Genomic DNA, 26,104 nt, shown 5'->3' on the forward strand with positions numbered 1-26,104 from the left:
GGTAACGATCCGGTCGCGAAACGTATTGGTAACACCCCTGTATTGTTCACGGCTGCTTCGGAGGTTAGGTTGGCCGAGCGGTTGCCACCGGCGCCGCTCCCACTGACACACACCTCTCAAGGAGCAACATGGGCGTTTACGCGAAGGCCGGCTCGGCCCGCGCGCGGTCCCTCCGGGCAACCCTCGGCGGCGTCGCCATTCTGGGCGCCAGCGCTCTCGTCCTCGCCGGCTGCGCCGGCGGCGGCGACAGCGGATCGGGCGGCGACAGCGGCTCGGGCGACCTGTCCCTCAAGATCGGCACGATCCTCCCGCAGACCGGCACCCTCGCCGTCCTCGGCCCGCCCGAGATCGCGGGCGTCGACCAGGCGGTCGTCGACATCAACGACGCCAAGGCCGGCATCACGATCGACGTGGAGCAGAAGGACTCGGGCGACACTACGACCGACATCGCGACGCAGTCGGCCACGTCCCTCATCGCCGACAACGTCTCCGCCATCATCGGCGCGGCGTCCTCGGGCGTCTCGAAGACCTTCATCGACCAGGTGACCCAGGCGGGCGTCGTCCAGATCTCGCCGGCCAACACCTCGCCGGACTTCACGACCTACGACGACGACGGCTACTACTGGCGTACCGCTCCCTCGGACGTGCTCCAGGGCCGCATCCTCGGCAACAAGATCCTCGGCGACGGCAAGACCAACGTCTCGATCCTGTACATGAACGACGCCTACGGCACCGGCCTCGAGAAGAACATCAAGGAGACCCTCGAGGCGGGCGGAGCATCCGTCGCGGCCGAGGAGATCTTCGAGCCGGCCTCGACCGACTTCAACTCGGCGCTGACCTCGGTCCTCGCCCCGAACCCCGACGCGCTGGTCGTCATCTCGTTCGACGAGATCAAGACCATCGCGGAGCAGCTCTCGGCCAAGGGCTTCGACTTCTCGAAGCTCTACGGCACGGACGGCAACTACGGCGTCATCGGCGAGTCCGACACCAACGTCGATATCGCCGGCGCCCAGTTCACCAACCCGGGCGTCCAGGCGTCCGAGGACTTCCAGGGCAAGCTGCAGTCGCTCGTCGAGTCGCAGGGCAACGACGCGCTGACCGTGTTCAGCTACGCGCCGGAGTCGTACGACGCCACGGTCCTGACCGCTCTCGCCGCGCTCCAGGGCAAGGCGACGGACGGTGCGACCATCCGCGACAACCTCATGTCGGTCTCGGAGGGCGGCACCAAGTGCACGACCTTCGCCGACTGCGCGAAGCTCATCGCCGACGGCGAGGACGTCGACTACGACGGCCTCTCCGGCCCGATCTCGTTCGACGAGAACGGCGACACCAGCGAGGCCTCGGTCTCGATCTACAAGTACGGCACGGGCAACACCACCTCCTTCGAGGAGACCGTCGAGGGTTCGCTGAACTGACGACGCGGTGACGCGGCTCCTGCCGCATCCCTGAGGGGCTCGGTCTTCGGACCGGGCCCCTTCGCCGTCCCCGGAGCGCAGAGCAGGAGACGCGCCGGTCGTGCGGACGCAGCGAGGCGCGGCGGTCGTCCGGGAGGGTGACCGCTGTCGGGTGCGGGCGGACGGCTCCGCGGCGTCCAGGGCCCGGCGTGGCGTCGAGGAGCCACCCGGGAGGAGGAGCGGCTCGGGCGGCCGGTGAACCCCTCCGAGCGCCTCTCCCGGCCTCGAGGGGGCGCCCTGCCGGACCGCGGGCGGGAGCGACGACGTCGAGCGGGAACGCAGAAGCGCGCGCCCTCCGGGGGGAGGACGCGCGCTCGTGGTGTGCGGATGGCCTAAGAGGCGCGGAGCAGCTCCGCCTCCTGCGCCAGGCGGTACGTGACGAAGGAACGGCTGTAGTTGCGGCGCTTGCCGCCGGTGGTCTCGGCGATGACGACCTGGGCGTAGACGCCGACGACGCGCCAGCGCTCGTAGTCGCCGATCGCACCGGTGCCGAAGCCGGCTCCGAGTTCCACAGGGGCGGGGGTGTAGCTCTTCATGGTCGGCTCCTTCGAGGCGGACGACGCGGCGCTCGAGGCGCTGCGGGGAGGGGAGGAGATCGGCGACCGATCGCGGTCCCTACCGGGGGAGAGGGGAGCGGGACGTCCCCCTGCAGGGCTGTCCCGTGTCCCCAAAACTACGGCAGGTAGGGCGATATCCTGTCCCCCTCGTGGGGGTCGCTGGTGCGGAGAGACTCTCGCTGTCCTGCCCTCGTCCCGCGGACAGGAGACCGAGTTTCCAGACCGTCGTTCCGCCGACTTCCTGGGGCTTCGAAGGGCATCGCGGAGAGACCGGCGAAGGCCTGTCCGCGCCGGGAGAGCGGCCCCCCGCCTCCCTTCTGCTGCACCCCGTGCCGGCGCGTCTCCGGGCACCGAGCCGCCTGCCTTCCCGCCCTGCTCGGAGTGGTCTCCGAGCCGCCCGGCGCCCTGGGCGAGCGGCCCCGCCTCCGCCCCGGAGCCGCACCGGCCCCTCGGCCCCGCTCGCGCCCGCTCCGCGCCCCGGCAACGACGAAGGGCCCGCCGTCCGGAGACGACGGGCCCTTCGCAGCGGGGGTCAGCCGCCGACGGTCGGGGTGCTCGTGGTGACCTCGTTGGTCGTGGCGAGCGTGCCCAGGTAGAGCTCGATGACCTTCGGATCGTTCATCAGCTCCCGGCCCGCGCCCTCGTAGGCGTCGCGGCCCTGGTCGAGGACGTAGCCGCGGTCGCAGATCTGCAGCGCCCGCCGCGCGTTCTGCTCGACGATCATGATCGAGACGCCCGCGCGGTTGATCCGCTGCACGTTGACGAACGTCTCGTCCTGCCGCATCGGGGACAGGCCGGCGCTGGGCTCGTCGAGCAGCAGCATCGACGGGTCCATCATCAGAGCCCGCGACATCGCCACCATCTGGCGCTCACCGCCCGAGAGCGACCCCGAGCGCTGCTTGAGCCGCTTGCTGAGCTCCGGGAAGAGCTCGGTGACGAACTCGAGCCGCTCCCTGTACAGCTTCGGCTTCTGGTACATGCCCATCTCGAGGTTCTCCTCGATGGTGAGCGACGGGAAGACGTTGTTGTTCTGCGGCACGAAGCCCACGCCCTTGGACACCAGCTTGTCGGCCTTGAGGCCGGTGATGTCCTCGCCGTTCAGCAGGACGGTGCCCTGGCGGATGTTGACCAGGCCGAACATCGCCTTCAGCAGCGTCGACTTGCCTGCACCGTTCGGGCCGATGATCCCGACGAGCTCGCCGCGCTTCACGTAGACGTTCGAGCCGTTGAGGATGTTGACCCCCGGCACGTAGCCCGCGTGCAGGTCGTGCGTCTCGAGGGTGTTCGGAGTCGTCGTGTCGGCGGTCATCTCTCGTCCTTCTCGAATTCGACGGCCGGGGCGTCGGTCGTCGGGGCGACGCTCGTCGGCGCGGAGGCCGACGGGGACGCCGTTCCGGCCGCCGGAGCGTCGTGGCCGGGCGTCGGGATGCCGGCCTGCTCCGCCTGCCGCTCCACGTCCTCGCGGACGAGGTCGGAGTCCATCTCCTCGGCGATCTCGAGCTGGCCCTCGATCGTGCCCAGGTCGGTGTCGTGGTGCGCGCCGAGGTACGCGTCGATGACGGCCGGGTCGTTCATCACGGTCGAGGGCGGGCCCTCGGCGACGACCTTGCCCTCGGCCATCACGATCACCCAGTCGGCGATCGTGTTGACCATGTGCATGTCGTGCTCGACGAAGAGCACGGTCATGCCCTCGTCCTTCAGGTTCACGATGTGACCCAGGAGCGACTGCGTCAGCGCCGGGTTCACGCCGGCCATCGGCTCGTCGAGCATGACGAGCTCGGGCTCCGACATCAGCGCCCGCGCCATCTCGAGCAGCTTCTTCTGGCCGCCCGACAGGCTCGACGCGTAGTCGTCCCGCTTGGTGTCCAGCTTGAACTTCTCGAGCAGGCGGATCGCGCGCTGCTCGATCGAGTCCTCCTCCTTCGACCACAGCGGGCGGATGAGCGAGGTGAAGATGTTCTCGCCCTTCTGCCCCTTCGCGCCGAGCAGCATGTTCTCGAGCACCGTCATGCCGCCGAGCGCCTTGGTGAGCTGGAACGTGCGCACCATGCCCATCCGCGACACCCGGTAGGCCGGGACGTTGGCGAGGTTCTTGCCCTTGAAGTTCCACTTGCCGGTGTTGGGCTTGTCGAAGCCCGTCAGCAGGTTGAAGAACGTGGTCTTGCCGGCCCCGTTCGGGCCGATCAGGGCGGTGATGGATCCGCGGGGGATCTCGAGGTGCTCGACGTCGACCGCGGTCAGGCCGCCGAAGCGGCGGCTGACGTTGTCGGCGACGACGATGGGGTCCTTCTTCCTGACCCCGGGGACGATTGCTTCCTCGGTGATGTCCGAGACCGGCGTCTTAGGCAAAGTGCAGATCCTTCTTCTTGCCGAAGATCCCCTGGGGTCTGAAGATCACCAGGAGCATGAGGGCTACCCCCACCACGATGAACCGGATGGGTCCGGTCTGCACGGTGGTGAGGCGGATGAGGTCGTTGTTGAGGACCCCGGTGTCGATCCCGAGCGTGAGCAGTCCGTCGGTCAGACCGAGGACGACCCAGAAGATGATCGAGCCGACGACGGGTCCGAAGACCGTCGCGGCGCCGCCCAGCAGCATGATCGTGTAGAGGAAGAACGTGAGCTGGGTGCCGTAGTTGTCGGGCTGGAGCGAGCGGGGGAGGATGAACAGCGCTCCTGCGAGGCCTCCGAGCACGCCGCCCAGGATGAGCGCCTGGATCTTGTACGAGAAGACGTTCTTGCCGAGCGAGCGCACGGCGTCCTCGTCCTCGCGGATGCCCTTGATGACGCGGCCCCAGGGGCTGCGCATCAGGAGGAACACCAGGAGGCAGGCCAGGAGCACGAGGCTCCAGCCGACGATCCGCACCCACCACTGGTCCTGGCTGTACGTGAGGACGCCGATGCCCCAGCGGCCCTCGGGGAGCGGGTTGAGGTCGTTGAACGCCTTCGCCGCGCCGTTGATGCCCTCCGAGCCGCCGGTGATCGCCGAGAACTCGGGGGTCTTGACCGAGAGCCGGATGATCTCGGCCGCCGCGATCGTCACGATCGAGAGGTAGTCGGCCCGCAGCCGGAGCGTCGGGATGCCCAGGATGAGCGCGAAGACGGTCGCCGCGACGATCGTCGCGAGGAAGGAGCCCCAGACGGGCCACTCGAACTTGACCGAGGTGATGGCGAAGGCGTAGCCGCCCACCGCCATGAAGCCGGCCTGTCCGAAGTTGAGCAGCCCCGTGAATCCGAAGTGGATGACCAGGCCGATGGTCGCCAGCGCGTAAGCGGCGACAGTGGGATCGACGATCTGCCCGATCGCCAGCCAGATGAAGTTGAGGTTCATGGTGTCCTAGCCGATCCGTTCCTTGCGGCCCAGGATTCCCTGCGGCCTGACCAGGAGGATGATGATCATGAGAACGAGCGGAGCCACGTACTTGAGGTTCTCCGGGATCCAGATCGTCGAGATGTTCATCATCAGTCCGATGATGAGCGAGCCGACCAGCGCGCCGTAGGCGGAGCCGAGTCCGCCGAGCGTGATCGCCGCGAAGATCAGCAGCAGGATCGACGCTCCCGTGTCCCAGCGCAGCGACTGGTAGTAGCCGATGTAGACGCCCGCCAGCGCGGCGAGAGCGCCCGACATCACCCAGACGACGCGGATGACGCGCTCGACGTTGATGCCCGAGGCGGAGGCGAGGGCCCGGTTGTCCGAGACCGCCCGCATCGCCTTGCCGATCTTCGTCTTCGTGAGGACGTAGGCCACGGCGACGATGCAGACGACGCCGACGACGGCGCCGACGATGTCGGTGAACTTCAGGCTGATCCCGAGCTCCGGCACCGTGAAGAACGGAGCGGTGCTGTTGGGGAGCGAGAGCCGGTCGGCTCCGAAGAAGAAGACGAACACGTAGCGCAGGGCCAGCGAGAGGCCGATCGTCACGATCATCAGCGGGATGAGCTGGATGCCCTTCTTCCGCAGCGGCTTCCAGAGCAGCCCGTCCTGGACGAAGCCGAAGGCCCCGCCGAGGATCACCGCGATCGGGATGGCCAGCAGCGCCGGGAGTCCGAAGACCCCGGAGAAGAGGTACGCCATCAGCGCGCCGAAGGTGACCAGCTCGCCGTGGGCGAAGTTGTTCAGGCCGGTCACGCCGTAGATCAGCGAGGCGCCGATCGCCGCGAGGGCGATCAGGAGCCCGAAGATCAGGCCGGTGACGACCTTCGGCCAGAAGATGATCCAGAACGTGTCGGCCGACACCGGCTGGTTCACCGCGTTGGACGTCCCGTCGGGGTTCGTCGCGTCGTTGCCGGTCGTGCCCTCGGTCGCGGGGCTCGTCGGAGCCGCGGAGTCCGTCGGAACCGGGACGGTCGCTCCGGAGCCCTTCGGGTTGGCCGTCGAGACGATGAAGTTCACGATCTGGTTCTGCGAGGCGACGATCTTCACCTGCTTCGGGTTCTGACCCGCGGCGGGGTAGCCCTTGTCGGCGGGCAGGGACTCCTCGTCGACGGTCACCGTGTAGGTGCCCGCGGCGTCGAGGGGGAACGTGGCCCGGCCGTCCTCGCCGGTGGTCACGGTCGCGGAGGCGTCGCCTCCGATCTCGACGGTCACCCCCGTCAGGTTCTCGTTCGTCCCCTGCACGCGGACCCAGGCGATGATCGACTGGTCGGCGGTGGTGGCGGCGAGCGCGGCGGGGGCCGCCGCGGCGATCCCGGTGAGGGTCGCGGCGAGCAGACCCAGGGCCAGGAGCCGGTCTCGGAGCCTCGGGCGTCTCCTATCCACGGGGCGCCTCCCGGTCCGTCGGATGCAGGGTCGTCGAGCGCTGGCGGCGCATCGAACGGCTGGCTGTGAGCAAGACGTCTACCTCTCGTCAGGGTGCACAGACGGATGGGGTCTCCGGGCACGCCCGAATCGCCGTCGTCAAACAACGTTGGTTGACCATACGTTCCGCATGTGTCGGCGGTGTTTCACCGTCCGCACTTACGCGTGACGACATTATGAGGGAGAGGAGAGCGCTCCAGCGCCCATCCGCGGCCCGGCGGCCGCGCCGTCGAGGAATACCGCGGGCCTCACGGCGCTTAAGATCGAACAACCGTGGCGCTCGTGAGCGGACTCCTCCCGTCCTCTCCGGGCTCCCGCACTCGACCTGCTAAGGGGCATTGATGGACCAGCCGGATCCCTTCGGATTCCTCGGACTCACCTACGACGACGTCATGCTCCTCCCGGGGCACACCGACGTCATCCCGAGCGAGGCCGACACGGCCTCCCGCCTCACCAAGCGCATCAGCGTGGCGACCCCGCTGCTCTCCGCGGCGATGGACACCGTCACCGAGGCGCGCATGGCGATCGCGATGGCCCGCCAGGGCGGCTTCGGCGTCCTGCACCGCAACCTCTCCATCGCCGACCAGGCCGACCAGGTCGACCGGGTGAAGCGGAGCGAGTCGGGCATGGTCTCGAACCCCGTCACCACCACCCCGGACGCCACCGTCGCCCAGGTGGACGACCTCTGCGGCCAGTACCGGATCAGCGGCCTCCCCGTCGTCGACTCCACCGGCGTGCTCGTGGGCATCATCACCAACCGCGACATGCGCTTCGTCTCGCCGTTCGAGAAGGCGACCACGCTCGTCCGCGACGTGATGACCAGCACCGGTCTGATCACGGGCCGCGTCGGCATCCCCGACAGCGAGGTCATCGCCCTCTTCGCGCAGCACAAGATCGAGAAGCTGCCGCTCGTCGACGCGCAGGGCAAGCTCGCCGGCCTCATCACGGTCAAGGACTTCGACAAGTCGGAGCAGTACCCCAACGCCACGAAGGACGACGAGGGCCGCCTCCGGGTCGGCGCCGCGATCGGCTTCTTCGGCGACGCCTGGCAGCGCGCCACCGCCCTGCTCGACGCGGGCGTCGACGTGATCGTCGTCGACACGGCCAACGGCGACTCCGCCGGCGTGCTCGACATCATCCGCCGCCTGAAGTCCGACTCCGCGTTCGCCGGCGTCGACGTCATCGGCGGCAACGTCGCGACCCGCTCCGGGGCGCAGGCCCTCGTCGACGCGGGCGCCGACGCCATCAAGGTCGGCGTCGGCCCCGGCTCGATCTGCACCACCCGCGTCGTCGCCGGCGTCGGAGTCCCGCAGGTCACCGCGGTCTACGAGGCGTCCCTCGCCGCGCGCGAGTCCGGCGTGCCGGTGATCGCCGACGGCGGCCTCCAGTACTCCGGCGACATCGCCAAGGCGCTCGTCGCCGGCGCCGACACCGTGATGCTCGGCTCGCTCCTCGCGGGCTGCGAGGAGAGCCCCGGCGACCTCGTGTTCCAGAACGGCAAGCAGTTCAAGACCTACCGCGGCATGGGCTCCCTCGGCGCCCTGCAGACCCGCGGCGAGCGGACCTCCTACTCGAAGGACCGCTACTTCCAGTCCGACGTGCCCACCGACGACAAGCTGATCGCCGAGGGCATCGAGGGCCAGGTGCCCTACCGCGGCCCGCTCGCGAACGTGGCGTACCAGCTCGCCGGCGGGCTCCGCCAGTCGATGTTCTACGTCGGAGCGCGCACCATCCCCGAGCTGAAGGAGCGCGGGAAGTTCGTGCGCATCACGGCGGCCGGGCTGAAGGAGTCGCACCCGCACGATGTGCAGATGGTGGTGGAGGCGCCGAACTACCGGCGCTGAGGGGGTCTGGTGGGGCCGGCGGCGGATCGGGATCGCGGCCCCTCTGCCCGATGGGCCTGCGGCCCATACGCCCACCACGCCGGAGGGGCCGCGATCCCGATCCGCTGCCTCCCTCCGGGAGACGAGCGCCGGTCCTCGGCTGAGGGGCGGGGGACGCAGCGCGAGCGGCGCGAGGCGCCGCCGCGACTGCGGGGGGAGGCTTCCGCCTGTGCCGTCGCGGGGGAGTGGTCGTGCACCGCGCGCGAGCGCGACGGAGTGGGGACGGGCTTCCCGCGTTGCAGCGAATCGTGGTGGCGGCCGCGCAGGCTTCACCTGCTGGTGGAGTGCGCCCGCTCGCGTCGATCGCGGCCCGGTGAGGAGCCCGGTAGGAGCGGTAGCAGGCGATCCGCTCTCCAGCGGATCGTCGTAGCGCGGACGCGACCCGCTCTTCGGAACGCGACCGCCCGCTCGGGCCGACCGCGGGCGAGCGGAGCGAGGAGCGCGCCACGGCTGACACCGCTCAGCGGTAACCGGCGGTCCGCGTGCGAGCGGATCGGCGTAGCGCGGACGCGGGATGCTCTGCGGAACGCGACCGCCCGCTCGGGCCGACGGCGGGCGAGCGACGAGCGGCGAGCGGAGCGAGGAGCGAGCCACGGCTGACACCGCTCAGCGGTAGCCGGCGGTCCGCGTGCGAGCGGATCGGCGTAGCGCGGACGCGGGATGCTCTGCGGAACGCGACCGCCCGCTCGGGCCGGCGGCGGGCGAGCGGCGAGCGGAGCGAGGAGCGAGCCACAGTAAACTCTGCGTCATGGAGATCGAGATCGGGCGCGCCAAGCGCGCCCGCCGCGCGTACGCCTTCGACGACATCGCCGTCGTCCCGAGCCGCCGGACGCGCGACCCCGAGGTCGTGTCGGTGAAGTGGTCGATCGACGCGTACCAGTTCGCGACGCCGATCCTCGCCGCGCCGATGGACTCGGTGGTGTCGCCGGCGACGGCGATCCGGCTCGGGCATCTGGGGGCGCTGGGCGTCCTCGACCTCGAGGGTCTGTGGACGCGGTACGAGGACCCGGAGCCGCTGCTCGAGGAGATCCGCCGGCTTCCGGCCGAGACCGCGACGCAGCGGATGCAGGAGATCTACTCCGCTCCGATCCGCCCCGAGCTGGTGACCGCGCGCCTGGCCGAGATCCGCGCCGCGGGCGTGACCGTCGCCGGGGCCCTGTCGCCCCAGCGGACCGCGGAGCTGTACCAGACCGTCGTCGACGCCGGGGTCGACGTGTTCGTCATCCGCGGCACGACCGTCTCGGCCGAGCACGTCTCGCGCGACACCGAGCCGCTGAACCTCAAGAAGTTCATCTACGAGCTCGACGTGCCCGTCATCGTCGGCGGCGCCTCCACCTACACCGCGGCCCTGCACCTCATGCGCACGGGCGCCGCGGGCGTCCTCGTCGGGTTCGGCGGCGGTGCCGCCTCCACCACCCGCACGACGCTCGGCATCCAGGCTCCGATGGCGACCGCGGTCGCCGATGTCGCCGGCGCTCGCCGCGACTACCTCGACGAGTCGGGCGGACGCTACGTGCACGTCATCGCGGACGGCGGCCTCGGCACCTCCGGCGACATCGTGAAGGCCGTCGCGGTGGGCGCGGACGCCGTGATGCTCGGCTCGGCGCTGGCCCGCGCGACCGACGCTCCCGGCGGGGGCTGGCACTGGGGCGCGGAGGCGCACCACCCGCAGCTGCCGCGCGGCCGCCGAGTCGAGGTCGGCACCGTCGGCACCCTCGAGCAGGTCCTCTACGGCCCGGCCACCGGCGCCGACGGCACGGCGAACCTCATCGGCGCCCTGCGCCGCTCGATGGCGACGACCGGCTACTCCGACCTCAAGGAGTTCCAGCGGGTCGAGGTCGTCGTCGCGCCGTACCAGCCCAGCTGACGCTCACCGACCGAGGCGATCCGGACCGTCGAGGCCGCCGCGAACAGCGGGTTCCCTCGACGGCCCGGGGGTCCGTCGACGCGGCGGACGCCGGCGCGGGCCGGCCGGATGGGCTGGCGTCGGAGGCTTCGCGTCGGCCCCAGCGGACGACGCTGCGGACCCGCGCGGAGCCGATCCTCCCGGCGCTTCTCGGCGAGAAGCACGAGCTCGGGCGAGCGGTCCCGGAGGAACGCCGGGTCGGTTCGGATCGACGGCGGTCTGCGCCAGATCCGAGACGGCGAGTCCGCCTATCAGTGCGGGTGGGGGCGGACGCGCGCTCCGCGACGCCGTTCCGCATCCGGCTGCCCAGGTCCGTCGCCCCTCGACATGCACCGTCACCGCGAGCGGCTCGAGCAGGGGGTCCCGGACCGCCGCCGCCGACTCGCGGAGGACGAAGGGCGCGCTCCAGGTCGCGGCCACGGCGTCGATCCGCGCCCGCTGCCGCTCGTCCGCGGAGGCCCTTGCCCACTCGCCGGTCCGCGCGTACCGCGGCGCAGCCGCACGAACTCGTCCGACCGGCCTCACGCCCCGTCTGGATAGATCCCCACTGCACGCTTCCGCCCACCTTCCCCTCCCGCCCGCTCCCTCTGTGGAGACTCCCCTCCACTCCCTGCGGACAGCGGTGGAGCCCGGACCGTCGAGGCCGCCGGGAAACTGCGGGATCCCTCGACGGGTCGGGGTTCCCTCGGCAGGAGGGCTCCGCACGCGCCTAAGCTGGAAGTCCCGAGTGGGAGCGCCGCACGGCGCGGAGGGAGCACGCATGGTCGAGGTCCGCAGGGTCAAACTGCCCGGTGTCGGCGTTCTGCACACGTTCCTGACGGCCGACGGCGGCAAGGTCGGCGTCATCGCCCACCGCTCCGGCCACAGCGACCTGATCACGTTCGCCGAGGGCGACCAGGACGGCGCCAAGGTGTCGCTCCGCCTGAGCGACGACGAGGCGCACACCCTCGCCGAGCTCCTCGGCGGCACGCAGATCACGGAGTCGCTGACCGCGCTCGATCAGATCCCGGGCCTCTCGATCGACTGGTTCACCGTCGACTACGACGACCACATCGCCGGACAGCAGCTCGGCAAGCCCGCCGACCGAGGGATCGTCGGGCTGACCGTCGTCGCCGTGGTCCGGGGCGACGCCGCCAATCCGGCGCCGGCCCCCGACTTCCGCGTCTTCCCCGGCGACACCCTCGTGGTCGCCGGCAGCCCCGAGAAGGTCGCCAAGGCGTTCGCGTTCTTCCGCACCGGCAGCTTCGCCAAGACGGTCGACGCCCCGCCCGGAGCCTGAGGATGCACCACGGCGAAGACCTCATCGTCCTCGGCGTCCTGTTCGTCGTCGCCTACGTCCTCGGCCGGCTGGGGAGGACGATCGGGCTCCCGGCCATCCCGATCTACATGGTCGTCGGGCTCCTCGCGAGCCCGAACTTCCACCTCTTCCCACTCGACTTCGAGTCGAGCTACATCGAGCTGACCGCGGTCTTCGGGCTGATCCTGCTGCTGTTCAATCTCGGCCTCGAGTTCGACCAGGACGAGTTCTTCGGGAACGCCGGCCGTCTGATCCTCTCCGGCGGCTCCTACATCGCGGTCAACATGGCCGTCGGCCTCGGCTTCGGCTTCGCGCTGGGCTGGGGGAGCCGCGAGGCGCTGATCATCGCCGGCATCACGGCGACGAGCTCGAGCGCGATCGTCACCAAGCTGCTGATCGAGCTCAAGCGCCTGGCGAACCCCGAGACGCCGATGATCCTGGGCGTCACGGTCGTCGAGGACATCTTCATCGCGGTCTACCTGGCGATCGTGTCCGTGGTGCTCTCGGGCGAGACGGAGCCGTGGCCGGTGGTGCTCAAGCTCGTCATCGCGTTCGCGTTCCTCGTGGTGATGTTCGCGATCGCCCGCTGGGGCGGGAAGGTCGTCTCCCGCTTCTTCCGCACCCGCGACGACGAGCTGTTCACGATCCTGTTCTTCGGTCTCGCCATCCTGTTCGGCGGGATCGGCGAGGTCCTCGGAGTGACGGACGCGATCGGCGCGTTCCTGATCGGACTGGTCATCGGAGCGACGCGGTTCCGGTCGAGGGTCGAGCACATCGCGATCCCGCTGCGCGACGTGTTCGGCGCCTTCTTCTTCGTCAACTTCGGTCTCGGGCTGGATCCTGGCGCGTTCCCGAGCGTCGTGGTCCCGGTGCTGATCGCCGCGGTGATGACCATCGTCCTCAACCTCGGCGCGGGGCAGTTCGTCGCGTGGCTCAACAAGCTCGGACCGCGCGCGGGCCTGAACGCGGCGTTCATCCTGCACAACCGCGGCGAGTTCGCGCTCATCCTGGCGACGCTCTCGCTCTCGGCGGGGCTCGACGAGCGGATCCAGCCCTTCGCCGGCCTCTACGTGCTGATCATGGCGATCGTCGGGCCGATCCTCGCCTCGCGCTCCGAGAGCATCGGCGCGTTCCTCTCGCGGCGGCGGCACCGCCCGGCGCCCGCAGCGGCCACGGGCATGGACGAGGAGGACTTCGCGCTCGTGGAGGCGGCGATGGCCGCGCCCGCCGTCTCCGCGGAGGAGGTCCCCGCTCCTCCGAGGCGCCCCGCGGAGCCGGACGAGCTCGACGACGAGTTCCCCGATCCGATGCGCCAGGCGCTCATCGACCAGGCGATGCAGCAGTCCGACGGCGCCGACGACGCCCGGCCCCGCCGCCCGAGGGAGCCCGACTACTGATCCCACGGAGCTCCCACACTCACGGGTTAGGCTCGATCCGGCCCGCGGGACACCGCACGGATCGAGGGCGGACGAGGGACGAATGACGCAGAGCACGGTCGGGCAGGTGGCCCGGCGCCCGCGCTGGATCGCCGCGCTGGCGCTCGCACTCCTGATCGCCGGGCTGTTCGCCGCGCTCGGGCAGTGGCAGGTCGGCCGCGCGGTCGAGGCCGCCGCGCCCGACTCCGGAGTGTCGGAGACGACGCTCCCGCTCGCCGAGGTCGCGACCCCCTCCCGCTCGATCACGGCGACCGCCGACGGACAGCGCGTGGAGGGCTCGTCCGTCTTCGTGCCGGGCGGTGCCGAGATCCTCGGCGGCCGCCTGAACGGCGAGCAGCCGGGCTGGTGGGTCATCGCACGCACCCGCACCGCCGACGCCGACCTGGTGCTCGCCTACGGCTGGACGCAGGACGAGGCGCAGGCTCAGTCCGTCGCGGACGCGCTCAACAGCGGGAGCGAGCAGGCGCCCTCCTCCTTCACCGGCCGCCTCGTGGCCAACGAGGCCGCGGAGGCGCCGGCGGAGGGCCTGGACCCCGCCACCCTCACCGCGCTCTCCGTCCCCGCGCTGATCAACCGCTGGCCGGACCCGCCGCAGGACGTCTACCAGGGCTACGTCGTCGTCGACGAGCCGGTCGCCGGACTCGGGGCCATCGACTCCCCGGCGCGCGTGAGCGACGTCTCGCTGAACTGGCTCAACGTCTTCTACGCGATCGAGTGGGTCGTCTTCGCCGGCTTCGCCCTCTACCTCTGGTTCCGCCTCGTCAAGGACGCGTGGGAGCGCGAGGCCGAGGAGGCGCTCGACGCCGAGGAGCGCGCCCGCGCCGACCTGGGCGACCGGGCCGACGCCCCCGCCCCCGCACCGTAAACTGGTCGTCATGCCCCTCGAGCCCAAGCCCGCGCAGTTCCCTGCGATCCGGAGCGCGCTGCGCTTCTACCGGGTGACCTCGATCATCACCGGCGTGATGCTGCTCCTGCTCTGCGCGGAGATGCTCCTCAAGTACGTCTTCCACCTCGAGCTGTTCGCCTTCGGCCAGCAGGGCGTCCTGCACTTCGCCCCGATGTACGAGGTGCCCGGAGGCGAGTTCAGGTCGAGCGGCACCGGCGCGAACCTGTCCACCGGCATCCTGATCGCGCACGGCTGGTTCTACGTCGTCTACCTCTTCGCCGACTTCCGCCTGTGGAGCCTCATGCGCTGGCCGTTCACGCGCTTCGTGCTCATCGCGCTCGGCGGCGTGGTGCCCACCCTCTCCTTCTTCGTCGAGACCCGCATCGCCCGCGAGGTCGAGCAGTACCTCGAGCGCCGGACCGCCGGCACCGACCCGAAGACCCCGACCGACTCCGTGGAGGCCCCCCATTAGCGAGCAGCCCACCGCTCCCCAGCCGCACCTGGCCGCGCAGCCCGTCCTCGTCGTCGACTTCGGCGCGCAGTACGCGCAGCTGATCGCCCGCCGGGTCCGCGAGGCGAACGTCTACTCCGAGATCGTGCCCTCCAACGCCACGGCCGCCGAGATCGCCGCGAAGTCGCCCGTCGGCATCATCCTCTCGGGCGGCCCCTCCAGCGTGTACGAGGAGGGCGCCCCGCAGCTCGACCCCGCGATCTTCGACCTCGGGGTCCCGGTCCTGGGCATCTGCTACGGCTTCCAGGTGATGGCGAAGACGCTCGGCGGCGAGGTCGCCAACACGGGGCTGCGCGAGTACGGAGCGACGGACGCCGCCCTCTCGTCCGACGGTGGCGTGCTCCTCGGCGAGCAGCCCGCCGACCAGACGGTGTGGATGAGCCACGGCGACTCGGTCGCACAGGCGCCCGAGGGCTTCGAGGTCCTCGCCTCCACGAGCTCCACCCCGGTCGCCGCCTTCGGCAACGACGAGCGCCGCCTCTACGGCGTGCAGTGGCACCCCGAGGTCAAGCACTCCGCCTACGGCCAGGCCGTCATCGAGAACTTCCTCCACCGCGCCGCGGGCATCCCGGCCGACTGGAACTCCTCCAACGTGATCGACGACCAGGTCGCCGTGATCCGCGAGCAGGTCGGCACCGGACGCGTCATCTGCGGCCTGTCCGGCGGAGTCGACTCCGCCGTCGCCGCTGCGATCGTGCACCGCGCCATCGGCGACCAGCTCACCTGCGTCTTCGTCGACCACGGACTCCTCCGCAAGGACGAGCGCCGCCAGGTCGAGGAGGACTACGTCGCCGCGACCGGCGTCCGCCTGGTCACCGTCGACGCGCGCGAGCAGTTCCTCGACGCGCTCGCCGGCGTCAGCGACCCGGAGCAGAAGCGCAAGATCATCGGCCGCGAGTTCATCCGCACCTTCGAGGCCGCCGCCGAAGCGCTCGTGCTCGAAGCGCAGGGCGAGGGCGAGACGATCGACTTCCTCGTCCAGGGCACGCTCTACCCCGACGTCGTCGAATCCGGCGGCGGGACCGGCACCGCCAACATCAAGTCCCACCACAACGTCGGCGGACTCCCCGAGGACCTGCAGTTCGCCCTCGTCGAGCCGCTCCGCACCCTCTTCAAGGACGAGGTCCGCGCGATCGGCCGCGAGCTCGGCCTCCCCGAGGTCATCGTCGGCCGCCAGCCCTTCCCCGGACCCGGCCTCGGCATCCGCATCGTCGGCGAGGTCACCCAGGAGCGGCTCGACCTCCTCCAGGACGCCGACGCCATCGTCCGCGCCGAGCTCACCGCCGCCGGCCTCGACACCGAGATCTGGCAGTGCCCCGTCGTCCTCCTCGCCGACGTCCGCTCCGTCGGAGTCCAGGGCGACGGCCGCACTTACGGCCACCCCATCGTCCTGCGCCCCGTCTCCTCGGAAGACGCGATGACCGCCGACTGGACCCGCCTGCCCTACGACCTCCTCGCCAGAATCTCCAACCGCATCACCAACGAGGTGAGCGGCGTGAACCGGGTGGTGCTGGATGTGACGTCCAAGCCCCCCGGCACCATCGAGTGGGAGTGATTCCGCGGGTCTCCGCACGGTCATCTGCGGCGTTGTCGGCGGTTGCGATACCTCCGGTATCGCGCCCTTCTCCGCCTTGCAGCTGACCGCGCGGAGACCCGCGGAACGTCAGGAACGGCTCCCTTCGAAGGGGGCCGTTTCTTGTTGAGGGGAGCGGGTGGGGGAACGAGCCCCTGCGGGGCCGTTCCTGGGTGCAGGTAGTGGGGAACGAGCACCTGCGGGGCCGTTCCTGGTTGCAGGCAGTGGGGAACGAGCCCTTGCGGGGTCGTTCCCGGGTGCAGGTCGGGGAACGAGCTCAGGTGGCTGTTCAGGGAACGGGTGGCCGCGGTGAGGCCGGGGGATCGGTCAGGGGCGACCGGTTCCTCGCGAGGTGTACCGAGTGGCGGTCAGGGGTTCGAGGCCCTGCGGGGACGTTCCGGGGGTGCCGATCGAGAGGCGAGCTCCTGCCGGGTGGTCGGGGAACGCGGGTCGGCGCTGGTCCGGGGGCCGAGGTGCAGGCGGCAGGCGCGCGAGCGCGGGTCAGGCGGGGGTGTCGAGCACGCCGATGAAGCGGGTGCCGATGCCGTCGTACTCGTCGCGGCGGTGGCCCTCGGGGTGGTGCGGCCAGGAGGCGGGGGAGTGGTCCTCGCAGACGAGGAACGTGAACTCGGGCCACCACTTCTTCGGGCGGGCGGCCTCGGAGCGGCCGCAGACGGCGCAGTCGAGGGTCACCCACACGGGACGCCTGCCGGTGCGGTTCGCGCGCGACTGGACGAGCCAGGCGGGCGGATCCTGCTCGAGGGCGGCGAGCTCCTCCTCCGACAGACGGGTGGGGATGCCGTGCCGCGTCGCCATCTCGAGGGGGATGTCGAGGCGCTGAGCGGCCTCGCGACGCGTGATCATCCGGCCACCCTAACCCAGCGCCGCGCGCGGACCCCGAGGCCGCAGCGACGCGCGCGCGAGCAGCCACTCCAGCGGGCCCTGCCCCACGAGCCGCCTCCAGAGGAGAGCGGCGACGATCGAGCCGACCACGAAGACGCCGAGCAGCGTCCAGCTGCGCCACGCCTCGAAGTCGAACGGCTCGTACGGGACCAGGTACACCGCCAGCGCCACGAGCTGCAGCGAGTAGATCGTCAGCGGCATCGCACCGACGGCCGCGATCGGAGTCGCCGCCCGTGCCAGGAGCGGCAGCCGCTGCAGCAGAGCCGTCAGCGCGCCGAGGACCACGCAGGCGACCCCGCCCGCCCCGAGGAGCTCGGCGGTGGTGCTGGCGTGCGCCTCCACCGCCTCCGGACCCCCGAGCAGCAGCCCGCCGCCGTAGCCGAGCACGGCCGAGACGGCGCCGCCGACGACGACCCAGCGCTGGGTGGTCGCGGACCGGATGTCGCAGCGCGCGATCAGGAGGCCGAGCACCACGTACGCCAGCCACGACGGCACCGGGTAGTACTGGGTGAGCCAGATGAGGGGCTGCGCGGCCAGGAGCGCCTCGTCGGGCGACAGGGTCGAGAGCCAGGAGCCGCCGGCGCTCGTCAGCGCGTCGACCGCGAGGGGCCCGGCGATCGCCGCGACCGCGACCAGCAGGGCGAGGACCGCCCGCGGCAGGAAGAGCAGCAGCGCCGCGACGAGGAACATCACCCCGTAGTGCGGCAGGATCACCGCGATCGGCGTCCCGAGCAGGGTGAGGGCGACGCCGATGACGAGCAGGTACAGCCCGCGGAGCAGGATCGATCCAGTGTCCTGCCAGGGCCGCGAGGAGCGCTGTGCGCCGCCCGTCATCAGCCCGATCGACACTCCCGCCAGCACGGCGAAGAGGACGGAGCTGCGGCCGTTCCAGAGCATCTCGCTCTCGACGGGGGCGAGGTGGGCGGCGAACATGCCGAGGACGGCCAGGCCGCGTGCGACGTCGAGGCCGACGATCCGGGAGTCTGCGGCGCTCATCCCTCCATCGTGCCAGGCGCTCCCGGCAGTGCACCGGGAACGACGCTGGGGCCGGGAACGACGACGGGCGCCCGACCCGGAGGTCGAGCGCCCGTCGGACGTGGTGCGCCGTGCTACTCGCGGAAGATCGCGACGAGGCGCAGGATCTCCAGGTACATCCAGACGACGGTGACCAGGATGCCGTAGGCGCCGGTCCAGCCGTAGATGCGGGGGAGGCGGTTGCGCACGCCCTGCTGGATGAACTCGAAGTCCATCACGAGCGAGTACGTGGCGAGCGCGACGGCGATGAGGCCGATCACGATGCCGATGAAGCCGGTGCGGAGACCGAAGCCGCCGCCGACGCCGAAGAGGCCGAGGCCCAGGTTCACCAGCGAGAACACCGCGTAGCTGATCATGCCGATGAAGAAGATCTTGTTGAGCTTCGGCGAGGTGCGGATCTTGCCGTTCATGAACAGCGCCAGGGTGACGCCGATCACGATGACGGTCGCCATGAGGGCCTGGACGACCGCTCCGGCGTACGCGCTCTCGAAGAACTTCGAGATCGCGCCGACCGCGATGCCCTGGGTCGCGGCGTAGCCGAGGATCAGGGCGGGCGACGGCTGCTTCTTGAACGCGTTGACGATGCCCAGCACCAGCGCGACGAGCACGGCGGGGAGCATCAGGCCCGGGACGAACCAGCCGACGGCCGCACCCGCGAGGAGCACGACGAAGGCGAGGGCGGTCTTGGCGAGGGTGTCCTCGACGGTCATCCGGTCGGTCTCGACGGAGCCGGCGGCCGGACGGGAGTACATCTGGTCGAGCGTGCCGGGGGAGACGTCCGGGAGGTCCTGCACGCGGCCGGCGTAGCCGCGGTTGCTGAACTCCGGGCGTCCGAAGGCCGGATTGTTGCTTGCCATGGTTCCTCTTCTCTCAGGTGCGCTGGTCTCCGAGGGAACTCGCGGATCTGAGTCGCTGTGGGTGCGGGGTGCGCCGCGGATCCGAGAGGACTGCGACGATGGACACCACCTTATCTGAGAGCACCTCTCAGAGTCTGGCTGTTCTCTTCGAGCGGACCTCGACTCCGCTGCGAGCCGTGCAGTGCCGCCCGTAGGATCGCGGCATGCCCGCGCGTCAGTCACCGCTCGTCATCGGCCACCGCGGAGCGAGCGGCTACCGACCGGAGCACACCCGCTCCGCCTACGAGCTGGCGATCGCGCTGGGCGCCGATGCGCTCGAGCCCGATCTGGTGGCGACCCGCGACGGCGTGCTCGTCCTCCGCCACGAGAACGAGATCTCCGGCACGACGGACGTCGAGAAGCGCCCGGAGTTCGCTGCACGCCGCACCACCAAGCGGATCGACGGCCGCGAGATCACCGGCTGGTTCACCGAGGACTTCACCTGGGACGAGCTGTCGGAGCTGCGGGCCCGCGAGCGGCTGCCGGCGGTGCGCGGCTCCAGCGCCACGTTCGACGGGCAGTTCCCGCTGCTGCGCTTCAGCGAGCTGCTGGCGCTGCTGGACCGGGCGGCGGAGGACGATCCGCTCGCTCCGCCGGGGCTCGTCGCCGAGATCAAGCACGCGACGTACTTCGCCGGGATCGGGCTGCCGCTGGACGTGCTGCTGCGCGAGGAGCTCGCCGCCGCGGGCTGGGGTCCGCGCGACCCGCGGCTCACGATCGAGAGCTTCGAGAAGACCGTTCTGGAGCGGCTCGCGGTGAGCGGAGTCGGCACCCGCCGGATCTACCTGCTCGAGTCGCGGGGCGCCCCGCCCGACCTCGTGGCCGCCCACGGCGCCGCCGCGGCCCCCTACTCCGCCTTCACCACGCCGGCGGGACTGCGGAACCTCGCCGGAGTCGTCGACGGGATCAGCGTCGACAAGAGCATGCTCTTCTCGCGGGACGCGGCCGGCCGGGCGACGGGGACCGGTCCGCTCGTCGAGGACGCCCACGCGGCCGGGCTCGAGGTCTACTGCTGGACGCTGCGCGCCGAGAACCGATTCCTCGAGAAGGTGCACCGCCGCGGGAAGGACCCGGCGGAGTACGGCGGCTGGCAGGAGGAGTTCGCGATGATCCTCCGCTCGGGAGTGGACGGCGTCTTCGCCGACCAGCCCGATCTGGCGATCGAGGCGCGGGCGGCCGAGCAGGAGCGCCTGCTCCGCGGCTGACCGGTCCGCCGATCGGGTTCTCGTCCGGCGCGTGCCGAGCGGACGCGGAGGCTGCGCTGGCATCATCGGCTCACCACCGCCCGCCCGACCCTCGAGAGGAGGCCCCGTGTCCACCCGAGAGCGCATCACCCGCCGCTGGATCACCACCGCCGTCCTCGCCGTGATCGGCGTCGCCGTCGTCTACTGGCTCGCCGTGCTCACCCCTCAGGGCCAGGGCGTCGAGAACTCGGGGCTCCGGGGCGCCGACCTCGTCTTCGGCCGGGCCACCGGCGCCGCCGCGGGGGCGCTCGCGGACGTCACCCCGCTCTCCATGGTCGTCGGCGCCCTGCTCGTCGCGGCGATCGCACTGATCCGGAGGCGCCCGGCGCTGGCCGTCGCCTCCGTCGGCTCGATCGTCGTCACGGCCGGGCTCACCCAGCTGCTCAAGAACGTGGTCCTCGAGCGGCCCGAGCTGGTCGACACCGACTCCTGGTACACCGGCGGCAGCTTCCCGAGCGGGCACACCGCGGCGGCCGTCTCGGTGGTCTTCGCCCTGGCGATGGTCGTCCCCGGGCGCGCGCGGACCGTCGTGCTCGCGCTGGGCGGCGCGGTCGTGGTGCTGGTCGGCAACCTGACGATGGCCGCCTCCTGGCACCGGGCGAGCGACGTCCTCGGGGCCGACCTCGTCGCGCTCGCCTCCGCCTCCGCCGCCTGCGCGTGGCTGACCACCAGGGCCCAGGTGGGCCGAGCGCCGAAGAGGCCCGCGCGGCGCGGGGTGAACCGGCTGCTCCTGGTGTGCTCGGTGATCGTGGTGGTGCTGCTCGCGGCTCTCGCCGTCCAGGGCATCCAGTACTACCCCGACGACACGAAGGACCTCACCGCCTTCGCGCTCCTGCAGCTCCTGGCGGTGTCGACGTCGGCGCTCGCCGTGCTCGGCTTCTCCCTCGCGTGGCGCGGACTGGACGTCGGCGGGGCGCTCACCTCGCCCGCGCCGCGTCAGCGGACCGCCTGACCGCTCCCGGTGTCGGAGGGGCGATCTACACTCGGAGGGACATGAGCTTCCTCTTCGATCCGAGCGACTCCCGCGCCACCCCGGTCATCGTCGGTCCCCCCGGCGGCCCCGGGGACGCGCCCCGCACCGACCCGGCGCACGAGCAGCTCGTCGCGGGGCTGAACCCCCAGCAGCGCGAGGCGGTCGAGTACCGCGGAGACGCGCTGCTCATCGTCGCGGGTGCGGGCTCGGGCAAGACCAGCGTCCTCACCCGGCGCATCGCGAGCCTCCTGGGCAACGGCGAGGCCTGGCCGAGCCAGATCCTCGCGATCACGTTCACCAACAAGGCCGCGGCCGAGATGCGCGAGCGCGTCGAGAAGCTGGTGGGGCAGAGCGCCGAGGGGATGTGGATCTCGACGTTCCACTCCGCGTGCGTGCGGATCCTGCGCCGCGAGGCCGAGAACTTCGGCATGACCAAGTCGTTCACGATCTACGACTCGGGCGATCAGCGCGCCCTGCTCAAGCGCATCGTGAAGGACCTCGAGGCCGACTCGCTCGGAATCACCGTCGCGAGCGCCTCCGCGAAGATCTCCAAGCTCAAGAACGAGCTCGCCGACGTCGACTCCTACGCCCGCACCGCGAACCTCAGCGACCCGAACGAGGAGATGTTCCTCCAGGTCTTCCGGGCCTACTCGCGGGCGCTCGAGGGGGCGAACGCGTTCGACTTCGACGACCTGATCGCGCAGACCGTCTACCTCTTCCGCGCTTTCCCGCACGTCGCCGCGAAGTACCAGCGGCGCTTCCGCCACGTGCTGGTCGACGAGTACCAGGACACGAACCACGCCCAGTACTCGCTGATCCACGAGCTGACCCGGCCCGTGCCGCCGGCGACGATGGCGGCGGCGCAGTTCGACCGCCCCTACCGCGGACCGGTCACGGCCGACGGCTCCATCCCGGGGGCCTCGCTCACCGTCGTCGGCGACTCGGACCAGTCCATCTACGCGTTCCGCGGCGCCGACATCCGCAACATCGTCGAGTTCGAGCGCGACTTCCCGGGCTGCCGCGTGATCCTGCTCGAGCAGAACTACCGCTCGACGCAGAACATCCTCTCGGCGGCCAACGCCGTCATCTCGAACAACTTCGACCGTCGCGCGAAGAACCTCTGGTCCTCCAGCGGCGACGGGGAGAAGATCGTCGGCTACACCGGTTACTCGGGTCACGACGAGGCGCAGTTCGTGGTCGACGAGATCGCCCGCCTGCACGCGGCGGGCACGGGCTACGACGAGATCGCGGTCTTCTACCGCACCAACGCGCAGACCCGCGCGCTGGAGGAGATCTTCATCCGCTCCGCGCTGCCCTACCGGATCCTGGGCGGCACGAAGTTCTACGAGCGCGCCGAGATCAAGGACGCCCTGGCGTACCTGATCACGGTGGCGAATCCGGCCGACGTGCTGGCGCTGCGGCGCATCATGAACACTCCGAAGCGGGGCATCGGCCCCGCGACGGAGGCGCAGCTGCAGTCGTTCGCCGACACCAACGCGGTGACCCTGCGGGAGGCGATGCGCAACGCCGGCTCGCTCGGGATGGGCCCGAAGGTGACGAAGGCGATCGTCGACCTCGCGACCTTCCTCGACGAGTGCGCGCTGATGCTCGACCCCGCACGGGAGGGCGGCGAGGCGAAGGTGCACGAGGTGCTGACGGCGCTCCTCACCCGCAGCGGCTACCTCGACATGCTCCGCGCCAGCCGCGACCCGCAGGACGAGGCCCGCGCCGAGAACGTCGACGAGCTCATCGCCGTCACCAAGGAGTTCGCGCGCAACAACCCGGACGGCGGGCTCGTGGACTTCCTCACCGAGGTCTCGCTGGTCGCCGCGGCCGACGACCTCGACGACGACTCCGGCACCGTCTCGCTGATGACGCTGCACACGGCGAAGGGCCTCGAGTACGACGCCGTGTTCCTCACCGGCATCGAGGAGGACCTGCTCCCGCACCGCATCTCGGCGAACGAGCCCGGCGGCCCGGCGGAGGAGCGGCGGCTGTTCTACGTGGGGATCACCCGGGCCCGCAAGCGCCTCTACCTCTCGCTCGCGATGACCCGCGCGCAGTACGGCGAGACGTCGGTCGCGATGCCGAGCCGGTTCCTGCAGGAGATCCCCGGAGAGCTGATCCAGTGGCGCCAGTCGCCCGGCGCGGCGACCTCGCGCGGCGGCACGCAGCCCCGGGCCCTGAACGCTCAGCGGCCCGGCTTCGGCAAGTCGCGATCGAACACCGAGTTCCGGGAGGCGCTCGCGGCGGCGCCGAAGGCCAAGGGCGAGTTCCCGAACCGGATCACCGGCATGGTGCGCGACAACGGCGACCTCGAGCTGATCGCGGGCGACCGCATCCGGCACACCGACTTCGGTGAGGGGCGCGTGAACGCGGTGACGGGCGAGGGCTCGAAGCGCGTCGCGCACGTGCTCTTCGACCAGGTGGGCGCGAAGAAGCTGCTGATCAAGGTCGCGCCGATCGAGAAGATCTAGTCCGGTGGCGGCCGGATCGGCGGTCGCGCGGCTCGCGACGGAGGCGTTCTCCCCTGCGGTCCTCGCGGTGCTCGTGCCGGTCGTGGTCGGCGCGCGCGTCGCGGATCCGCCCCTGCTCGGCGTCGCGTGGGGAGCGCTCGCAGCACTCTTCGTCGGGGTGGTGCCCTACCTCGTCATCCGCCTGCTGATGCGCACCGGCCGGATCCACGGCGACCATCACGTGCCCGACCGGCGCGAGCGGGCGCTGCCGATCGCGCTGGCGCTGGTGTCGATCGCGGCCGGCCTGGTACTGCTCGCCGTGCTCGGCGCTCCTGCCGCGGTGACCACGTTCGGCGTGGTGACGGTGGCCGTGGTGCTCGCCGTCGGCGTGGTCAACCTGGTCTGGAAGCTGTCCGGGCACGCGGCGGTGGTCGCCACCTGCGCCGTCGTCGTGCTGATCGCCTACGGACCGCTCTCCCTGCTGATCAGCGTGCCCATCGTCCTCTGGGTGCTCTGGTCGAGGGTGCGCCTCGGTGCGCACACCGCCGCTCAGGTCCTCGCGGGCGCCGCGGTCGGCACCGTCCTCGCCGGGACCGTCTGGTCCCTGCTCGGCTGACGTCCGTCCCTTCCCGTGTGCCCTCTGGTCGCCTTCCGCGAGATGCCGCTCCGGTGCGCGGTACGCCGTGGCGGGCTCACCCGAGTGGCATCTCGCGGAAGGGGTCAGCCGGCGTAGCGCGCGACGAGCTCCCGCTTGAGGATCTTGCCGCTGGGCCCGAGCGGGAGGGCGTCGACGAACTCGACGCGGCGGGGGAACTTGAAGGCGGCGAGATGCTCGTTCGCGTAGGCGATCAGCTCCTCCGCGGTGGCGGTCGCCGACGGGGCGAGGATCACCGCGGCCATCACCTCCTGGCCGTGGCGCTCGTCCGGGATCCCGAAGACCGCCGCGTTCTGCACGGCCGGGTGCCCGATCAGCACCTCCTCGACCTCGCGCGGGTACACGTTGTAGCCGTTGCGGATGATCATGTCCTTCGTGCGGTCGAGGATGCGGATGTAGTCCTCCTCGTCCTTCGTGCCCAGGTCGCCGGTGCGGAACCAGCCGTCGATCACCGCCTCCGCGGTCGCCGCCGGGTTGCCGAGGTACCCCTTCATCAGGTTGTGCCCGCGCACCACGATCTCGCCGAGCTCGCCCCGGGGGAGCAGCTCGACGCGGTCGGTCACGTCGGGGCGGGCGACCTCGACCTCGACGCCCCAGATCGGCGTGCCGACCGTGCCCGGCCGCGGCGGGACTCCGACGTGGTTGAAGGTGGCGACCGGGGAGGTCTCGGTGAGCCCGTAGCCCTCGTAGATCTCGACGCCGAACACCTCGCGGAAGCGCTCGATCACGGCGACGGGCAGGGCGGCGCCTCCCGAGACCGCGTAGCGCAGCGGCGGCCGGTCCTCGCGCCGGGTCGCGGCGTCGAGCAGGGCGACGTACATCGTGGGCACGCCCTCGAAGACCGTGCAGCCGTGGGCGATCATCGCCTCGAGCGCGGCGTCGCCGTCGAACTTCGGCACCAGGACGACCGTCGCGGCGGTGCGGAAGGCCGTGTTCATCGCGCAGACCTGCCCGAAGGTGTGGAAGAGCGGCAGCGCCCCGAGCACCACGTCGCCGCGGTGCAGGTCGAACGTGTTCATCAGCAGCACGTCCGACTGCGAGACGATCGCGAAGTGCGTCCCCTCCGCCCCCTTCGGGCGGCCGGTGGTGCCGCTGGTGTAGAGGATCGTCGCCGTGTCGGAGGGGGAGCGGGGCACGTAGCCGTCGATCGGGGTCGCCTCCGCGGCGAGGTCCTCCAGGCGCGGTAGGGGCGAGGCGGTGCCGTCGGGCACCATCACGCTCAGCACGGGAACGTCGGCGAGGTCCGCTCCGGCGGCCCCCTCGGCGAGCAGCGGAGCGGCGCACACGAGCGCGACGGCTCCGGAGTCGCGCAGGACGTAGGCGATCTCGTCGTGCTTGAGCAGGGCGTGCACGGGGACCACCACGGCGCCGAGCGCGAGGACGGCGAAGTAGCCGCGGGGGAAGTCGGGGACGTTCGGGACCAGCAGGGCCACGCGGTCGCCCGGTCCGATCCCCTGGGCGCGCAGGGCTCCGGCGTAGGCACGGGTCTGCCGCCAGAGGGTCGCGTAGTCGACGGCCTGCTCGCCGACGCGGACGGCGATCGTGTCAGGGGTGCGCCGCGCCGCCTCCGCCAGGATGGCCGCGACGGAGAGGGTGCCGAAGCCGGCGGCGGGCGGGGGAGCGGCGGGGGCCTCGGCCGTGCGG

Annotated in this window: 21 protein-coding genes; 12 read left to right on the forward strand and 9 right to left on the reverse strand. The window is 71.1% G+C overall.

Annotation, left to right across the window (positions count from 1 at the left end; translation table 11 throughout):
• The first annotated feature begins 128 nt into the window (after positions 1–128).
• Positions 129–1,415, forward strand: coding sequence for an ABC transporter substrate-binding protein (locus C5D66_RS14480; protein ID WP_104238457.1), 1,287 nt, complete (start codon positions 129–131; stop codon positions 1,413–1,415).
• A gap of 371 nt (positions 1,416–1,786) precedes the next feature.
• Here C5D66_RS14480 and C5D66_RS14485 read toward each other — a convergent pair whose 3' ends face one another.
• The 5 genes from C5D66_RS14485 to C5D66_RS14505 form a co-directional block, all read right to left on the reverse strand.
• Complete coding sequence (locus tag C5D66_RS14485; protein ID WP_104234164.1) at positions 1,787–1,990, reverse strand: hypothetical protein; 204 nt, start codon at positions 1,988–1,990, stop codon at positions 1,787–1,789.
• Positions 1,991–2,543: 553 nt separating this feature from the next.
• Positions 2,544–3,320, reverse strand: coding sequence for an ABC transporter ATP-binding protein (locus tag C5D66_RS14490; protein ID WP_104238458.1), 777 nt, complete (start codon positions 3,318–3,320; stop codon positions 2,544–2,546).
• Complete coding sequence (locus C5D66_RS14495; RefSeq protein ID WP_104251056.1) at positions 3,317–4,360, reverse strand: ABC transporter ATP-binding protein; 1,044 nt, start codon at positions 4,358–4,360, stop codon at positions 3,317–3,319. Before C5D66_RS14495 ends, C5D66_RS14490 begins: the two co-directional genes overlap by 4 nt.
• Positions 4,353–5,339, reverse strand: a complete 987-nt coding sequence (locus C5D66_RS14500) for a branched-chain amino acid ABC transporter permease (protein WP_104256106.1) — start codon at positions 5,337–5,339, stop codon at positions 4,353–4,355. Before C5D66_RS14500 ends, C5D66_RS14495 begins: the two co-directional genes overlap by 8 nt.
• Positions 5,340–5,345: 6 nt before the next feature.
• Positions 5,346–6,767, reverse strand: coding sequence for a branched-chain amino acid ABC transporter permease (locus C5D66_RS14505; RefSeq protein WP_104224732.1), 1,422 nt, complete (start codon positions 6,765–6,767; stop codon positions 5,346–5,348).
• Positions 6,768–7,147: 380 nt separating this feature from the next.
• Between C5D66_RS14505 and guaB the strand changes: the two genes are divergently transcribed.
• The 7 genes from guaB (at position 7,148) to guaA (ending at position 16,280) form a co-directional block, all read left to right on the forward strand.
• On the forward strand, positions 7,148–8,650 hold the full coding sequence (guaB, locus tag C5D66_RS14510) for an IMP dehydrogenase (protein ID WP_104256107.1): 1,503 nt from the start codon (positions 7,148–7,150) through the stop codon (positions 8,648–8,650).
• Positions 8,651–9,437: 787 nt separating this feature from the next.
• Entirely contained in the window at positions 9,438–10,556 is a 1,119-nt protein-coding gene (locus C5D66_RS14515; protein ID WP_104224734.1) for a GuaB3 family IMP dehydrogenase-related protein, read from the forward strand.
• 799 nt (positions 10,557–11,355) lie between these two features.
• Positions 11,356–11,874, forward strand: coding sequence for a cation:proton antiporter regulatory subunit (locus C5D66_RS14520; protein WP_068256939.1), 519 nt, complete (start codon positions 11,356–11,358; stop codon positions 11,872–11,874).
• A 2-nt stretch (positions 11,875–11,876) separates the two neighbouring features.
• The gene (locus tag C5D66_RS14525; RefSeq protein ID WP_104256108.1) at positions 11,877–13,289 is read left to right on the forward strand and encodes a cation:proton antiporter; all 1,413 of its coding nucleotides are present in this window, start codon (positions 11,877–11,879) and stop codon (positions 13,287–13,289) included.
• Positions 13,290–13,371: 82 nt separating this feature from the next.
• Positions 13,372–14,193: an SURF1 family cytochrome oxidase biogenesis protein gene (locus C5D66_RS14530; protein WP_104256109.1), complete on the forward strand. Its 822-nt coding sequence runs from the start codon at positions 13,372–13,374 to the stop codon at positions 14,191–14,193.
• 10 nt (positions 14,194–14,203) lie between these two features.
• Positions 14,204–14,686, forward strand: coding sequence for a DUF3817 domain-containing protein (locus C5D66_RS14535; protein WP_104256110.1), 483 nt, complete (start codon positions 14,204–14,206; stop codon positions 14,684–14,686).
• A 28-nt stretch (positions 14,687–14,714) separates the two neighbouring features.
• Positions 14,715–16,280: a glutamine-hydrolyzing GMP synthase gene (gene guaA / locus C5D66_RS14540; RefSeq protein ID WP_104256111.1), complete on the forward strand. Its 1,566-nt coding sequence runs from the start codon at positions 14,715–14,717 to the stop codon at positions 16,278–16,280.
• Between the two features lie 519 nt (positions 16,281–16,799).
• Here the strand turns inward: guaA and C5D66_RS14545 are convergent.
• From C5D66_RS14545 to C5D66_RS14555, 3 genes are all read right to left on the reverse strand, one after another.
• On the reverse strand, positions 16,800–17,162 hold the full coding sequence (locus C5D66_RS14545; protein ID WP_104224739.1) for a DUF5997 family protein: 363 nt from the start codon (positions 17,160–17,162) through the stop codon (positions 16,800–16,802).
• 9 nt (positions 17,163–17,171) lie between these two features.
• On the reverse strand, positions 17,172–18,197 hold the full coding sequence (locus tag C5D66_RS14550) for a DUF418 domain-containing protein (protein WP_104256112.1): 1,026 nt from the start codon (positions 18,195–18,197) through the stop codon (positions 17,172–17,174).
• 113 nt (positions 18,198–18,310) lie between these two features.
• On the reverse strand, positions 18,311–19,093 hold the full coding sequence (locus C5D66_RS14555; protein ID WP_104224741.1) for a Bax inhibitor-1/YccA family protein: 783 nt from the start codon (positions 19,091–19,093) through the stop codon (positions 18,311–18,313).
• Between the two features lie 203 nt (positions 19,094–19,296).
• Here C5D66_RS14555 and C5D66_RS14560 point away from each other — a divergent pair, with 203 nt between their 5' ends.
• From C5D66_RS14560 to C5D66_RS14575, 4 genes are all read left to right on the forward strand, one after another.
• Entirely contained in the window at positions 19,297–20,337 is a 1,041-nt protein-coding gene (locus C5D66_RS14560; RefSeq protein WP_104256113.1) for a glycerophosphodiester phosphodiesterase family protein, read from the forward strand.
• A gap of 106 nt (positions 20,338–20,443) precedes the next feature.
• Positions 20,444–21,328 carry a phosphatase PAP2 family protein gene (locus C5D66_RS14565; RefSeq protein WP_104224743.1) on the forward strand — a complete coding sequence of 295 codons (885 nt, stop codon included), beginning with the start codon at positions 20,444–20,446 and terminating at the stop codon, positions 21,326–21,328.
• Between the two features lie 41 nt (positions 21,329–21,369).
• A complete protein-coding gene (locus tag C5D66_RS14570) occupies positions 21,370–23,826 on the forward strand; it encodes an ATP-dependent helicase (RefSeq protein ID WP_104256114.1) in 2,457 nt (818 codons plus the stop codon).
• Positions 23,827–23,830: 4 nt separating this feature from the next.
• Positions 23,831–24,421 carry a phosphatase PAP2 family protein gene (locus C5D66_RS14575; RefSeq protein ID WP_104256115.1) on the forward strand — a complete coding sequence of 197 codons (591 nt, stop codon included), beginning with the start codon at positions 23,831–23,833 and terminating at the stop codon, positions 24,419–24,421.
• A gap of 104 nt (positions 24,422–24,525) precedes the next feature.
• Here the strand turns inward: C5D66_RS14575 and C5D66_RS14580 are convergent, their stop codons facing one another.
• Positions 24,526–26,037: a long-chain fatty acid--CoA ligase gene (locus C5D66_RS14580; protein ID WP_104326951.1), complete on the reverse strand. Its 1,512-nt coding sequence runs from the start codon at positions 26,035–26,037 to the stop codon at positions 24,526–24,528.
• Between the last annotated feature and the right edge of the window lie 67 nt (positions 26,038–26,104).

Origin of the sequence: Rathayibacter sp. AY1B4 (assembly GCF_002932815.1) — a bacterium.
Taxonomy (GTDB): domain Bacteria; phylum Actinomycetota; class Actinomycetes; order Actinomycetales; family Microbacteriaceae; genus Rathayibacter.

Bases quoted from the DNA above. Each gene is read 5' to 3' on its own strand.
- C5D66_RS14550 (WP_104256112.1), bottom strand. From the start codon at position 18,197: ATGAGCGCCGCAGACTCCCGGATCGTCGGCCTCGACGTCGCACGCGGC.
- C5D66_RS14500 (WP_104256106.1), bottom strand. From the start codon at position 5,339: ATGAACCTCAACTTCATCTGGCTGGCGATCGGGCAGATCGTCGATCCC.
- C5D66_RS14570 (WP_104256114.1), top strand. From the start codon at position 21,370: ATGAGCTTCCTCTTCGATCCGAGCGACTCCCGCGCCACCCCGGTCATC.
- C5D66_RS14555 (WP_104224741.1), bottom strand. From the start codon at position 19,093: ATGGCAAGCAACAATCCGGCCTTCGGACGCCCGGAGTTCAGCAACCGC.
- C5D66_RS14480 (WP_104238457.1), top strand. From the start codon at position 129: ATGGGCGTTTACGCGAAGGCCGGCTCGGCCCGCGCGCGGTCCCTCCGG.
- C5D66_RS14560 (WP_104256113.1), top strand. From the start codon at position 19,297: ATGCCCGCGCGTCAGTCACCGCTCGTCATCGGCCACCGCGGAGCGAGC.
- C5D66_RS14490 (WP_104238458.1), bottom strand. From the start codon at position 3,320: ATGACCGCCGACACGACGACTCCGAACACCCTCGAGACGCACGACCTG.
- C5D66_RS14525 (WP_104256108.1), top strand. From the start codon at position 11,877: ATGCACCACGGCGAAGACCTCATCGTCCTCGGCGTCCTGTTCGTCGTC.
- C5D66_RS14535 (WP_104256110.1), top strand. From the start codon at position 14,204: ATGCCCCTCGAGCCCAAGCCCGCGCAGTTCCCTGCGATCCGGAGCGCG.
- C5D66_RS14515 (WP_104224734.1), top strand. From the start codon at position 9,438: ATGGAGATCGAGATCGGGCGCGCCAAGCGCGCCCGCCGCGCGTACGCC.
- C5D66_RS14530 (WP_104256109.1), top strand. From the start codon at position 13,372: ATGACGCAGAGCACGGTCGGGCAGGTGGCCCGGCGCCCGCGCTGGATC.
- C5D66_RS14520 (WP_068256939.1), top strand. From the start codon at position 11,356: ATGGTCGAGGTCCGCAGGGTCAAACTGCCCGGTGTCGGCGTTCTGCAC.
- guaB (WP_104256107.1), top strand. From the start codon at position 7,148: ATGGACCAGCCGGATCCCTTCGGATTCCTCGGACTCACCTACGACGAC.
- C5D66_RS14485 (WP_104234164.1), bottom strand. From the start codon at position 1,990: ATGAAGAGCTACACCCCCGCCCCTGTGGAACTCGGAGCCGGCTTCGGC.
- C5D66_RS14545 (WP_104224739.1), bottom strand. From the start codon at position 17,162: ATGATCACGCGTCGCGAGGCCGCTCAGCGCCTCGACATCCCCCTCGAG.